General features: G+C 36.5%; 12 protein-coding genes and 1 pseudogene. 12 read left to right on the forward strand and 1 reads right to left on the reverse strand.

Annotation, left to right across the window (positions count from 1 at the left end):
- Positions 1-122 precede the first annotated feature (122 nt).
- The 11 genes and pseudogenes from K1J10_RS08740 (at position 123) to K1J10_RS08790 (ending at position 12560) form a co-directional block, all read left to right on the forward strand.
- Positions 123-1508, forward strand: coding sequence for a V-type ATP synthase subunit B (locus K1J10_RS08740; RefSeq protein WP_000111248.1), 1386 nt, complete (start codon positions 123-125; stop codon positions 1506-1508).
- Positions 1509-1530: 22 nt separating this feature from the next.
- Positions 1531-2142, forward strand: coding sequence for a V-type ATP synthase subunit D (locus K1J10_RS08745; protein WP_000251932.1), 612 nt, complete (start codon positions 1531-1533; stop codon positions 2140-2142).
- A gap of 88 nt (positions 2143-2230) precedes the next feature.
- A pseudogene (locus K1J10_RS08750) lies at positions 2231-2629 on the forward strand (ATP-binding cassette domain-containing protein); the annotation flags it as partial.
- Positions 2630-3225: 596 nt separating this feature from the next.
- Complete coding sequence (locus K1J10_RS08755) at positions 3226-3525, forward strand: hypothetical protein (RefSeq protein ID WP_000869763.1); 300 nt, start codon at positions 3226-3228, stop codon at positions 3523-3525.
- A complete protein-coding gene (locus K1J10_RS08760; protein ID WP_000093677.1) occupies positions 3515-4003 on the forward strand; it encodes a hypothetical protein in 489 nt (162 codons plus the stop codon). The genes K1J10_RS08755 and K1J10_RS08760 overlap by 11 nt, the downstream gene beginning before the upstream one ends.
- Entirely contained in the window at positions 4003-5880 is a 1878-nt protein-coding gene (locus K1J10_RS08765; RefSeq protein WP_223356885.1) for a VirD4-like conjugal transfer protein, CD1115 family, read from the forward strand. The genes K1J10_RS08760 and K1J10_RS08765 overlap by 1 nt, the downstream gene beginning before the upstream one ends.
- A 20-nt stretch (positions 5881-5900) precedes the next feature.
- Complete coding sequence (locus K1J10_RS08770) at positions 5901-6143, forward strand: hypothetical protein (RefSeq protein WP_000627865.1); 243 nt, start codon at positions 5901-5903, stop codon at positions 6141-6143.
- A gap of 16 nt (positions 6144-6159) precedes the next feature.
- Entirely contained in the window at positions 6160-7014 is an 855-nt protein-coding gene (locus K1J10_RS08775) for a conjugal transfer protein TrbL (protein ID WP_001054256.1), read from the forward strand.
- Positions 7015-7067: 53 nt separating this feature from the next.
- Positions 7068-7427, forward strand: coding sequence for a PrgI family protein (locus K1J10_RS08780; protein WP_001097591.1), 360 nt, complete (start codon positions 7068-7070; stop codon positions 7425-7427).
- Positions 7378-9735: a VirB4-like conjugal transfer ATPase, CD1110 family gene (locus K1J10_RS08785; protein WP_223356882.1), complete on the forward strand. Its 2358-nt coding sequence runs from the start codon at positions 7378-7380 to the stop codon at positions 9733-9735. Before K1J10_RS08780 ends, K1J10_RS08785 begins: the two co-directional genes overlap by 50 nt.
- An 11-nt stretch (positions 9736-9746) precedes the next feature.
- Positions 9747-12560, forward strand: coding sequence for a phage tail tip lysozyme (locus K1J10_RS08790; protein ID WP_223356883.1), 2814 nt, complete (start codon positions 9747-9749; stop codon positions 12558-12560).
- A gap of 30 nt (positions 12561-12590) precedes the next feature.
- Here the strand turns inward: K1J10_RS08790 and K1J10_RS08795 are convergent, their stop codons facing one another.
- On the reverse strand, positions 12591-12779 hold the full coding sequence (locus tag K1J10_RS08795; protein ID WP_001860875.1) for a hypothetical protein: 189 nt from the start codon (positions 12777-12779) through the stop codon (positions 12591-12593).
- An 18-nt stretch (positions 12780-12797) separates the two neighbouring features.
- Between K1J10_RS08795 and K1J10_RS08800 the strand changes: the two genes are divergently transcribed.
- Entirely contained in the window at positions 12798-13355 is a 558-nt protein-coding gene (locus K1J10_RS08800; RefSeq protein WP_223356884.1) for a PBECR4 domain-containing protein, read from the forward strand.
- Positions 13356-13427: the final 72 nt, after the last annotated feature.

A 13427-nucleotide genomic window follows, 5' to 3' on the forward strand; every position in this document is an offset into this window, starting at 1 on the left:
TGACACACTTGAAAGCTTATTTGATTAACACTCCGCAACTTTACTTGAGTGTTTACACAAAATTATTGACAGAATCGATTACACATCAAATTCATTTGATATTAGAAACAGGAGGTCTATAAATGAGTGTTATAAAAGAATACAGAACTGCCAGTGAAGTTGTTGGGCCTCTTATGATTGTTGAACAAGTAAATAATGTGTCTTACAATGAGTTAGTTGAAATTCAACTTCATAATGGAGAAATTCGTCGTGGACAAGTTTTAGAAATCCACGAAGATAAAGCAATGGTTCAGCTTTTTGAAGGATCTAGTGGAATAAATTTAGAAAAGTCTAAAATTCGTTTTGCTGGTCATGCATTAGAATTGGCTGTATCTGAGGATATGGTTGGTCGTATTTTTAATGGGATGGGAAAACCAATTGATGGTGGACCAGATTTAATTCCAGAGAAATATTTAGATATTGATGGTCAAGCTATTAATCCTGTATCTAGAGATTATCCAGATGAATTTATTCAGACAGGGATCTCCTCTATTGATCATTTGAATACTCTTGTACGTGGTCAAAAATTACCAGTATTTTCAGGTTCGGGCTTACCTCATAATGAATTAGCTGCTCAGATAGCAAGACAAGCGACTGTTTTAAATTCTGATGAAAATTTTGCGGTTGTATTTGCAGCAATGGGTATTACTTTTGAAGAAGCTGAGTTTTTTATGGAAGAACTCAGAAAAACAGGAGCAATCGATCGTTCGGTTTTATTTATGAACTTGGCAAATGATCCTGCAATTGAGCGTATTGCAACTCCCCGCATTGCTTTAACTGCGGCAGAGTATCTAGCTTTTGAAAAAGATATGCACGTTCTAGTTATCATGACGGATATGACTAACTATTGTGAAGCGTTACGTGAAGTCTCGGCAGCTCGCCGTGAAGTTCCAGGGAGACGAGGCTATCCGGGATATTTATATACAAATTTATCAACTCTATACGAAAGGGCTGGTCGCTTAGTTGGTAAAAAAGGTTCGGTGACACAGATTCCTATTTTAACAATGCCAGAAGATGACATAACACATCCAATTCCTGATTTAACTGGATACATTACTGAAGGGCAAATTATTTTGTCGCATGAGTTGTATAATCAAGGTTATCGTCCACCAATCAATGTTTTACCTTCTCTCTCTCGATTAAAAGATAAGGGATCTGGAGAAGGTAAAACTCGTGGAGATCATGCTCCAACTATGAATCAACTGTTTGCAGCCTATGCCCAAGGGAAAAAGGTTGAAGAGTTAGCAGTAGTATTAGGAGAATCGGCTTTATCTGATGTAGATAAATTGTATGTGAGGTTTACAAAGCGTTTTGAAGAAGAGTACATAAACCAAGGATTTTATAAAAATCGAAATATAGAAGATACGTTGAATCTTGGGTGGGAATTACTATCAATTCTTCCTAGAACAGAGTTAAAACGTATCAAAGATGATTTGCTTGATAAATACTTACCTTTGGTAGAAGTTTAATCCGGAAATGGAGTGATTATCGATGGTACGTTTGAATGTAAAACCAACTCGTATGGAATTGAATAACTTAAAGGAACGTTTGAAAACAGCTGAACGTGGACATAAGTTATTAAAGGATAAAAGAGATGAATTGATGAGGCGATTTATTTCTTTGATTCGTGAGAATAATCAACTTCGGAAAGAAGTAGAAAGTTATCTAATTGATAATCTAAAATCCTTTGCAGTTGCTAAATCATTAAAGAATTCTCAAATGGTGGAGGAATTATTTTCAATTCCATCGAAAGAAATTGAATTATTTGTTGAGAAAGAAAATATCATGAGTGTAACAGTTCCTAGAATGCATATGAATATTACTTCTCAAAATGAGAACAGTGAATACAGCTATTTATCTTCTAATAGTGAAATGGATGATGTATTTGCTACAATGAATAGTTTAATTGATAAATTACTAAGACTGGCAGAAGTTGAAAAAACGTGTCAGTTAATGGCTGATGAAATAGAAAAAACACGTAGACGTGTAAATGGTTTAGAATACTCGATTATTCCAAACTTGTCGGAAACTATTCATTATATAGAATTGAAACTAGAGGAGGCAGAAAGAGCCAATTTAGTTCGTATTATGAAAGTGAAGTAGATCCTTTATTTAGATTATTAATTAGATGAACAAATATCAGCTTGGATAAGGCTTTAAGCCTTTCTAAGCTTTTTTATTGACAGTATCAGGATATCTTTTTCAAAATTTTGGTTTGTTAGATAATGAAAATGTTTCTACTAATCTAGATTTAGGATTAGTAAATCTTAAATGTAATTATATAGAAAAAGATAAGTTAAAAAAAGATGTATTAGCAAGAGTTGGTCTAACTCATATTCATCTGGAACAAAAGATATATGAATTGTCTGGCGGTGAAGCACAACGTGTTGCTTTATCGAAAATCATTCTTAAAAATCCACCATTAATACTTGCGGATGAGTTGACTGCATCGCTCGATCCTACGACTTCACAAGGAATTATGAAATTATTATTAGATATGAAAAATGAAAATCGTCTAATCATCATTGCAACTCATAATCCAGATATTTGGAATCAAGCAGATGAAGTTATAAATTTAAATCAATTATAGTTACAGTCAATAGATATCTTCTATATTTTAAAGTTATTTTATCTGAATCCGTAAAAGCAGTTCAATCTTGTACTGCTTTTTTTCTTTTACGACTTACGCTGTTTGGTTTCATGAGCAAGCCCCTCAAAGTGAACTAATAACAAATCATGAGAAGTCATAGTGATGTAATTTCTGTAACGGAAGTAGAGCGAATTGCTGAACCATTAAATGAGTATCTCTCGAAGTAGATGCGTCTATTTTGACTTCTAGTCTGATAGAATGGTAGTTTGAAAATGTAAATGATAGCTACTGTTCATAAAACATAGAAGGTATGTTGGGTGTTGTGAGAGGAGCTAGAAATTAGTACTTACCTGATTATTCCAACAACTCCAAAGATGTGATAAAAATTTCAACTACTCTTATCTATAATAAAGCTACCTGTTCTTTGAAAATTGAATCCACTCCGTCTTGATTAGCGTGCCTGTGTAAGTAGGGACTGAGAGTATTTCCCTGTGAAGGGCAACTGGCACAAGACGTGTGTGAGAATTTTCTAACAGACACGGAGTTTATCGTTACCAGACTTAAACGATGCGACAAACTAGATAAAGGAGTTAATCATGAAAGTAGTAAACTTGTATGATTTGAAACAAATGGGAAATAAAGGTGGTTGTACCATCCAATTGATTCATCACTTTCCCTTTGGTATGGGCTTAGGACATCTCAAAAAAGACTACATTGAATTTAAACGCGTTGGTATCGTTGATGGGAAAGCAGTAGAAGTTACTCTTCGAGAACCTTATTCGAGAGATCTACTGCAGGTTGTCAAGTCGATTAAGCAACGTCAGAAATTGATAGCTTATCGTTATAAAGAAGGAAAGCTGCTATTTGTTAAGAAGGAGGCATCAGATGTCCTCTGAACAACAGGAACGAATGGCAGTTCAATATGCAGAGCGTAGTCTTTTATTTACTGTCAAAAGTCTTTTAAAGATTCTAGAATGGTCTAGACGTCAGGCTTTAGCACAGGATTCCGCCTATAAGATAGGAGTGCAGAAATTAGAAGAATTGCTACAATCTCCTTATTCGATTGATACGATTAATCTGAAAAAAGATTTTTTAGACAAACCAATTGATATAGAGAAATTTAAAGCTTTTTTAGAAAAAGAAGAGATTCCTTTAGCCATCGCTTGGCAAGGGGATTCTCTACATTTCTACACCAAAGACCGTTCGATTCTGGACAATCATTTAGACCATCTGTTAGAAAAAATGGTTAATGATCCGGAGAAATTAGCTGATTTTACCATGGATAAGTCATTAGATGATGCTATTGATGAAGCTAAATCCCAAATTACCTTTAGACAAGAAGGAGCCGTCAAACAGAAAGAGATGGTGAGATGATGTACAGTGGAAAGAAATTCCTACTATTCTCACTGTTAGGTATCTTACTAGGCTATCTTTTTCATCGTTTGACGCTTTTGTATGATTCCTATACTGGAAATACTTTAGATAAATGGACTCATCTTCTGATGGAAGGTCAAGATCAAGTTCTTCAGTCGCCATGGAATGTCTCTTTTACTGGAAAATCAAGTGCTTTTTTTCTACTAGGCTTTGTGATGATGTTACTGGTTTATCTCTATCTAGAGACTGGTAAAAAACAATACCGAGAAGGAGTAGAATACGGGAGCGCCCGTTTTGGAACTCTAAAAGAAAAGAAGCTCTTTTACGGTAAAGAATTTTCTCATGATACGATCTTAGCACAAGATGTTCGTTTGACATTATTAGATAAAAAATCACCCCAATATGATAGAAATAAGAATATTGCGGTGATCGGAGGTTCAGGAAGTGGAAAGACATTTCGCTTTGTAAAACCCAATCTGATTCAGATGAATACTTCTAATATTGTAGTGGATCCTAAAGATCATTTGGCCGAGAAAACAGGTAAACTCTTTTTAGAAAATGGTTACCAAGTAAAGGTGTTAGATTTAGTCAATATGAAGAACTCAGATGGTTTCAATCCTTTTCGCTATATAGAGACAGAAAATGATTTGAATCGCATGCTGACGGTTTATTTTAATAACACCAAAGGCTCTGGCTCCCGTAGTGATCCATTTTGGGATGAAGCTTCTATGACTTTGGTTCGAGCTTTAGCCTCTTACTTGGTCGATTTCTATAATCCACCTAAAACAAGAGAACAGCTCATTGAAGAGAGTCGTTTGAGTCAAACAGAATATCAAAACTTGTTGAAACGTCAAAAAAAAGAAGTGGAAGAGCGAAAAAAACGAGGGCGTTATCCAAGTTTTGCTGAAATCTCAAAACTCATTAAACACTTATCCAAGGGTGAAAATCAAGAAAAAAGTGTCATAGAAATTCTATTTGAAAATTATGCTAAAAAGTATGGGACTGAAAATTTTACCATGCGAAATTGGGCAGATTTTCAAAATTATAAGGATAAGACTCTTGATTCTGTCATAGCTGTGACTACTGCTAAATTTGCCCTCTTCAATATTCAAAGTGTCATGGATTTGACTAAAAGAGATACCCTTGATATGAAGACATGGGGCAAGGAAAAATCAATGGTTTACTTAGTTATCCCAGATAATGATAGTACCTTTCGCTTTCTTTCAGCTCTCTTTTTTTCAACCGTATTTCAAACCTTAACAAGACAAGCAGATATTGATTTTAAGGGGCAATTACCTCTTCATGTGAGAGTTTACTTAGATGAGTTCGCAAATATCGGAGAAATCCCAGATTTTGCTGAACAAACCTCAACAGTCCGTTCTCGGAATATGAGTCTCGTTCCTATTCTACAAAATATTGCCCAACTTCAAGGCCTCTATAAAGAAAAAGAAGCTTGGAAAACCATTCTTGGGAACTGTGATAGCTTAGTCTACTTAGGTGGTAATGATGAAGATACCTTTAAATTTATGAGTGGCTTACTCGGTAAACAGACCATTGATGTTCGAAATACTAGTCGTTCCTTTGGCCAGACAGGTTCAGGATCCCTTTCTCATCAAAAGATTGCTCGTGATTTAATGACACCTGATGAAGTCGGAAATATGAAACGGCATGAATGCTTGGTTCGAATTGCCAATATGCCTGTCTTTAAAAGTAAAAAATACAATTCAACCAAGCATCCAAACTGGAAGTACCTAGCCAATCAAGAAACCGATGAACGGTGGTGGAACTATCAAATCAATCCTTTGAATCAAAGACAAGAAAATCATCTTGAAGGCCTTAGAATTCGTGATTTAACTTTTGAATCTAGTTTAAAATAAAAATAGAAAAGAGGAAATAGATGATTACGCATTTTAAAGGTTTTGTTTATGGAGTAGACGCAAGTGCCATGTTTGCACAAGCTATGTCTTTGTTACAGAAGGGATTGATTGCGGTTGGAGCCTTTCTCGTTGTTGTGGGAATTGTCAATCTTGCAACCAACATTAAAGATGGTGGACCAGGTGTTCGAAATGCCATTCTTGAAATTGTCGGTGGAGTTATGGTCGGGGCTGCTGGAGCCTTTGTAACCCAGATTTCAATTTAGGAGGATAAACAATGACATGAATCTTAGTTTAGTCTCACCCTTTGTTTACCTTGCATCTGAAAAAATATCAGCTGAAAATTTATTTGAAGGATTTAATGTGGATTTACAATCTACGGTAGATCTGATTAAATCTCTATCTAGCTACAATCCAACAGTTTGGACTTATATGTCTAGTATTACTAAAAGTGTCATGCAGCCTCTTGGAGTTGCGATTTTATCAGTTGTTCTCATCTTAGAATTTTCGAAGATGGCAAAGAAAATTGCTAACTCTGGTGGAGCGATGACCTTTGAAGCATTAGCGCCGATGTTGATTAGTTATATTATGGTTGCAGTTGTAATTACCAACACTACCGTCATTGTAGAAGCCATCATTGGGATTGCAAGTCACGCCATTGAACAAGTGGCCTCGATTGTGGCTCACGGTGGGGCAAAGTATGATACCATCTCTGGATTAAAAGGGTCAGGATTTATTGGCCGGATGATTGTGGGATTTTTCGCCCTCCTCATTTGGCTTGTTCGGATAGTAAGTGCAGCCATGGTCAATCTTTTGGTATCTATTCGATTTATTCAACTCTACCTTATGATTCCATTTGCCCCTCTTACGATTCCAACATTTTTAAGCGATGAGTGGAAGTCTATTGGTATTGGCTATTTAAAAAATATTATGGTCTATGCGGTACAAGGGGTTCTTATTTTTCTGATTGTTTCTCTTGTTCCTTTATTTGAATCTGCTGGGAAAATAGCTGTTTCAAATGGTGCAGGAGTCTTGCAATCACTTGCGATTATGTTTGGTAGTTTAATACAAGCTATCTTACTGATTATTGCCCTCGTTGGTTCTCAACGTACGGCTCGCTCAATCTTAGGTATGTAATTAGATAAAGGCTAGGAAGTGATTGCTTCTTAGCCTTTTTAGAAAGGAAAGTCATGAATACACGTGTCTTTAAAGACATCTCAAAATACCAACACAGGGCTTGGTTAGGTTTCACCACAAGACAAATCATCTTTGTTTTACCAGCCTTTATTGTCACAATTATTGTTTTGGGCTTGAATCTCTTTTTCTGGCAATTTGGAGATTGGTTTGTTTACGGTTTTGTGTTTGCTTTTACCATCCCCCTCATGCTTTTTGGAGTCTATAAACCCAATGATTTATATTTTGAACATTATTTGAAATACCGTCTTCATTTTGAATTAACGGTTCCCCTACGCACAATTACAGGAAAGAAAGGATCTGAACATGAAAAGAAAATCAAATACATTAAAGAAACAAAAAACTTCAATGACTAATAAAAAGGAAAAAGTTAAAGATAAAAAAGAGGAAGTGTTACCCTCAACGGCTAATACTCTTTCTTATCAAGCCCTGTATCAAAATGGTCTAATGCAGGTAAAAGAAGATTATTTCTCACAAAGCTATTTACTTGGTGATGTCAATTACCAGACCGTTGGTTTAGAAGATAAAGGCGCAATCATTGAGAAGTATTCTGATTTGATTAACTCCCTAGACGACCAAACCAACTTCCAATTGACCATCTTTAATAAAAGATTGAATTTAGAAAAGTTTAGACAAAGTGTTTTGTATGAGGAAAAAGAAGATGGATATGATACCTATCGTAAAGAATTGAATCGGATGATGAATCAGAATTTAGACAGTGGTGAAAATAACTTTTCAGCTGTGAAACTGATTAGCTTTGGTAGAAAGGATTCTAATCCCAAACAAGCCTATCGTTCCTTGTCCCAAATAGGAGAATATTTCAAGAGTGGTTTCTCAGAAATTGATGCACGATTTGAATCCTTGGCTGGAGAAGACCGTGTCAACTTGTTGGCAGACATGCTTAGAGGAGAACACCATCTTCCTTTTTCTTACCGTGATTTAACGAGATCTGGTCAGACAACTCGTCACTTCATAGCACCTAATCTCTTAGATTTCAAAAACAAGAATTACCTACAAATCAATGACCGCTTATTACAGATTGTCTATGTGCGAGACTACGGCATGGAATTAGGTGATCAGTTTATCCGAGACCTTATGCAAGGAGATCTGGAATTGATTGTGAGCCTCCATGCTCAAAGTTCGACCAAGGCAGATGCCATGAAGAAACTACGAACAAAGAAGACCTTAATGGAATCCCAAAAGATTGGGGAACAACAAAAACTTGCTCGTACAGGTATCTATTTGGAAAAAGTAGGCCATGTATTAGAAAGCAATATCGATGAAGCTGAGGAACTCTTAAAAACCATGACCGAGACAGGAGATAAACTATTTCAAACAGTCTTCTTGATTGGTGTCTTTGGTCAGGATGAAGAAGAACTCAAACAAGCCCTAGACACGATCCAACAAGTGGCCGGCTCAAATGACCTAATGATTGATAAACTTCCATATATGCAAGAAGCAGCCTTTAATAGTTTGCTGCCATTTGGTTGTGATTTTTTAGAGGGTGTATCACGGAGTTTATTAACGTCCAATGTAGCAGTGAACTCACCTTGGACTTCAGTAGACTTACAAGACCGTAGTGGGAAATATTACGGTATCAATCAAATATCAAGTAATATTATTACCATTGATCGCAGCCTATTAAATACACCGTCTGGTCTGATTTTAGGAACATCTGGAGCTGGGAAAGGGATGGCAACCAAGCATGAAATTATCACGACCAAAATCAAGGAATCTGGTGAAAATACTGAAATTATCATCGTGGATCCAGAAGCAGAGTACAGTATTATTGGACGGGCTTTTGGTGGAGAAATGATTGATATTGCGCCCGATTCCCAAACCTATCTCAATGTCCTTGACTTGTCTGAGGAAAATATGGATGAGGATCCTGTAAAGGTAAAATCAGAATTTCTTTTATCCTTTATCGGTAAGTTATTGGATAGAAAAATGGATGGGAGAGAAAAATCGATTATCGACCGAGTTACGAGACTCACTTATCAGTCATTTAAAGAGCCTTCTTTGGAAGAATGGGTCTTTGTCTTGAGCCAACAACCAGAAGAAGAAGCGCAGAATTTGGCACTTGATATGGAACTGTATGTCGAAGGTTCTCTTGATATTTTTTCTCATAAGACCAATATTCAGACAGGATCTAACTTCTTAATCTATAACGTTAAAAAGTTAGGAGATGAGTTGAAACAAATCGCTCTTATGGTAGTGTTTGATCAGATATGGAATCGTGTTGTTCGGAACCAAAAATTAGGGAAGAAGACCTGGATTTATTTTGATGAAATGCAACTTCTCTTATTAGATAAATATGCCAGTGATTTCTTCTTTAAATTGTGGAGTCGTGTCAGAAAATATGGAGCCAGTCCGACTGGGATAACCCAAAATGTCGAAACCTTATTGTTAGATCCAAACGGTAGACGGATTATTGCAAATAGTGAATTTATGATTCTCCTAAAGCAAGCAAAAAATGATCGAGAAGAATTGGTTCAACTCTTAGGATTGTCAAAAGAACTTGAAAAATACCTAGTCAATCCAGAAAAAGGTGCAGGACTGATAAAAGCTGGTTCCGTTGTAGTTCCCTTTAAAAATAAGATTCCTAAAGGCACTCAATTGTTTGATATCATGAGTACAGATCCTGATAAAATGGCTTCTAATTAAGGGGAAGGTAAATGAAGGATAAAAGAGAAATCATACGTGCCCGAAAGGCATTTAGAAGAAGTCTAAAAGATGAGAAGAAATTCTTGAAAAAAGGAAAGAAGGAGGTAAGGAAACAGAAAAAAGATTCCGCTGTACTGGATGAAAAAGCATGGAAAAAAGAGATAAAAGAAAAGCTAGAGGAGATGAGAGAAGCATCAAAGGCTAGAGTAAAACAAGCAAATGAAGATTACAATCACATCCTTCAAAATAGTCCTCCATCTCTTTTGAATCGCAAAGAATTAAGAGACAGACGGTTGCCTCATGCTAGGAAACGAATGAAAATAGCCAAGAAGCAGTTTAAGGAAGCAAAGGCACAGTCAAAAGAAGAAAGAAAAGAGCGTCGTAAAGAAAGAAAAACCAATCAAAAATTTCTCTATGGTCAGGAACTGAAACATAAATCTAATTTTTTCTTTCAAGGGAAGAGTTTAGAAGAATTAAAAGCTAAGAAAGAAGTCAAGGCCGCAAAAGAGAATCTAAAATCTACTAAACAAGCCTATAAGTCCAAAAAAGTCAGTAGGAAAGCCAAAACTTTTCTTTATGTCCTTGGACGTGAAGGAGGAGAGTTAGCTTCAGAAAATGAAGATTTAGAAGGCTATCGCACACTTCAAGAGACCATTAGAAAAGGGAAACGCTACAGTCGGCTTTCTTATAACATTGGGAAAGCTAGTGTCAAAACAGGACAAGCAACAGGTCGTTTTACCAAGAAAAGACTGACCAACACAAAAGAGCGATACCATCATTTTAAGGATGGAAAAGGATGGAAACTAGCGAAAGATAATCCAAGCTCCTTTAAAAATCGGTTTCGAAAATTAAAGAAACAAGGTCTTACAAGTGTCCGAAATATCTATCAAAAACTAAAAGCAGCCTTTTCCTTCTTTACATTTGCGGCTGGAAATCCTGCAACATGGATAGTTGGAGGATTAGTCTTTCTTCTCTTACTTATGATGAGCTTCTTTTTAGGATTTTCATCTGCTAGTTTGATTCAACAAGATGAATTTGAATTAACAAAAGCTAATACCCACCTAACTTGGGAAGATGCAGAACATACTCGTACAAATGACAAAGGCATTACCTATTACACAAAAGTTGATGATGTGATGGGGTATATGAACTTTAAATTCCATGACTATGAGTTAAACAAACCAGTTCACTTATTTAGTTCCGAAACTTACAAGGATTATCTGTCTACTTTGTGGCATGATTTAAACGATGGGGATGATTTGAAATCCATGCAAGACCTTTATGAAACTCCTAAGTATAAACTATCGAAAGATGATCAAGAGGAAATAAAGGAACTAAAAGAAGAAGGTGTCTATGCTTCCATGCAGGAATTGGACAATCCATTTGAGGGGAAAAGCAACGAATATAGTCTAACCATGACTTATCGTTATGGATACTATGATTTAGACGGAAAACCTACTCTTCAGGAGTACATTCTACTAGAAGCGAAGGCTCACCAAACGATTGTCGCACCAATGGATGGAGTTGTATCTCTTGACGGAGATGATGTTATTCTTACTAACGGAAAAGGAGAGAATGAGAGTCGTTTAACCTTGTATTCTATTCATAATGGCCGTGCGATTGAGGGAACAAGAGTCCTAACAGGTGATGTTATTGGTGAAACACCAGATGATACAGGTTTGAAAGTTTCCTATCAAAAGTATAAGAACAAGAAAGAAAAATTGGTGTACGTCAATCCGCAATTTTATTTTCCCAAAGTCATTCAACTTCAGACCACTATCTTACCTGCCATTGGTCAGTTTGGTGGAGATGAGTTTGAACGAGCAAAGCATATTTATGAGTTTTTGAAATCTCAAGGGGCAAGTCCCCAAGCCATTGCGGCTATTTTAGGAAATTGGTCGGTAGAGTCTTCTATCAATCCTAAACGAGCTGAAGGAGATTATTTATCTCCTCCTGTTGGCGCTACCGATTCCTCATGGGATGATGAAAGCTGGTTAGCGATAGGAGGGCCAGCCATTTATAGTGGTGCTTATCCTAATATCCTTCATAGAGGTTTGGGGTTAGGTCAATGGACGGATACTGCAGATGGTTCAACACGTCATACAGCTTTGTTAAATTATGCACGTAGCAAAAATAAGAAATGGTATGATTTAGACCTCCAACTTGATTTTATGCTTCATGGGGATAGTCCTTACTATCAAAGTTGGCTAAAGGATTTCTTTAAAAATACGGGTAGTGCAGCCAATCTAGCCCAACTCTTCCTTACCTATTGGGAGGGAAATTCTGGTGACAAACTACTGGAAAGACAAACTAGAGCAACGGAATGGTATTATCAAATTGAAAAAGGCTTTAGTCAAACAAATGGAGGACAGGCAAAAAGTGACCCACAATCCCTTGAAGGGGTTCGTGGGGACTTGTATGATCATTCTGTTCCTGGTGGTGGAGATGGTATGGCCTATGCCTATGGACAATGTACATGGGGTGTTGCGGCTCGTATGAACCAGTTAGGATTAAAGCTAAAAGGTAGAAATGGAGAAAAGATTTCAATCATTAATACTATGGGAAATGGTCAGGACTGGGTTGCGACAGCTTCAAGTCTTGGTGGGGAAACTGGCTCTACACCAAGAGCAGGTGCCATTGTTTCTTTTGTGGGAGGTACACATGGCACACCAGCCATCTACGGTCATGTGGCTTTTGTCGAGAAAGTATATGATGACGGTTCTTTCCTTGTGTCTGAAACCAACTATGGTGGCAACCCTAACTATACCTTTAGAAAAATCTCTCAAGCAGATAGTGCCATTAGTTTTGCTTATACTACGAAATAGAAGAGTTTACACTTGAAATTTTAACCATTTTCAGGTAGAATAAATAGTGTAGATGAGTAGTCGGCTCATGGTCAATCTGATAGTAATCTTGGACATAAGGGCCAAGCGGTGGCGGACACCAGAACGAAATCCGATAGCAATCTTGGACGTAAGGGCCAAGCGGTGGCAGACACCAGAATAAACCGACTGACTAGGTGGCTTACAGACTCTGTAAACCACCTTTTTTGTGAGGAAAATATGGCAAATTCTAGAGATTATCGTAATCCAAATTACACCGAAAAAATAAAACTTCAGCGTTTTTTTACTCAGTTACAAATTGCGGCTTCTTTTTTTAAAGAACACTTCGTTGGCAAAATCATGTATTATGAAACAGAAATAGAAAGTGTTGAACTTCATTTTTCACCTACTAATTTCATGCACCTATGTGGTGTTGATTACCGAAAAGGTGCAGGCAGTTTCTTTGACGATTGTTTAAATAGTCATGTCATAATTGATGAGTTGAAAATAAAAAATGATGGAACCACGATGCAAAAGTTACAAGTTTTAGGATCTATTGAGGAGTTATTGGGAAAGCATGTTCATCTAACTGGTTCAGGACGTTATTTGTATTTGGAGTTTGATTATGCTCTACGTACAAGAAAACAGATACTAGCATTAACATTGAAAGAGACATCAAGGAAAATTGTTCCTCAATCTTTATTAGATTTGAAGAGAAAGACAGTATTTCCAGAAGGTCAAAAAGTAATTTCAATTTACTCAAAACATTTACAAACGTCGGAACTTTTTTATTATTGATAAATTGTAAAATATAGTGCAACAAAAAAACTCATAGCGTTTCATTGGGGTAAACTGTAAGTATTCACACAA

It is taken from the genome of Streptococcus australis (assembly GCF_019930045.1).
Lineage (GTDB): Bacteria > Bacillota > Bacilli > Lactobacillales > Streptococcaceae > Streptococcus > Streptococcus australis_D.

Bases quoted from the DNA above. Each gene is read 5' to 3' on its own strand.
- K1J10_RS08740 (WP_000111248.1), top strand. From the start codon at position 123: ATGAGTGTTATAAAAGAATACAGAACTGCCAGTGAAGTTGTTGGGCCT.
- K1J10_RS08745 (WP_000251932.1), top strand. From the start codon at position 1,531: ATGGTACGTTTGAATGTAAAACCAACTCGTATGGAATTGAATAACTTA.
- K1J10_RS08755 (WP_000869763.1), top strand. From the start codon at position 3,226: ATGAAAGTAGTAAACTTGTATGATTTGAAACAAATGGGAAATAAAGGT.
- K1J10_RS08760 (WP_000093677.1), top strand. From the start codon at position 3,515: ATGTCCTCTGAACAACAGGAACGAATGGCAGTTCAATATGCAGAGCGT.
- K1J10_RS08765 (WP_223356885.1), top strand. From the start codon at position 4,003: ATGTACAGTGGAAAGAAATTCCTACTATTCTCACTGTTAGGTATCTTA.
- K1J10_RS08770 (WP_000627865.1), top strand. From the start codon at position 5,901: ATGATTACGCATTTTAAAGGTTTTGTTTATGGAGTAGACGCAAGTGCC.
- K1J10_RS08775 (WP_001054256.1), top strand. From the start codon at position 6,160: ATGAATCTTAGTTTAGTCTCACCCTTTGTTTACCTTGCATCTGAAAAA.
- K1J10_RS08780 (WP_001097591.1), top strand. From the start codon at position 7,068: ATGAATACACGTGTCTTTAAAGACATCTCAAAATACCAACACAGGGCT.
- K1J10_RS08785 (WP_223356882.1), top strand. From the start codon at position 7,378: ATGAAAAGAAAATCAAATACATTAAAGAAACAAAAAACTTCAATGACT.
- K1J10_RS08790 (WP_223356883.1), top strand. From the start codon at position 9,747: ATGAAGGATAAAAGAGAAATCATACGTGCCCGAAAGGCATTTAGAAGA.
- K1J10_RS08800 (WP_223356884.1), top strand. From the start codon at position 12,798: ATGGCAAATTCTAGAGATTATCGTAATCCAAATTACACCGAAAAAATA.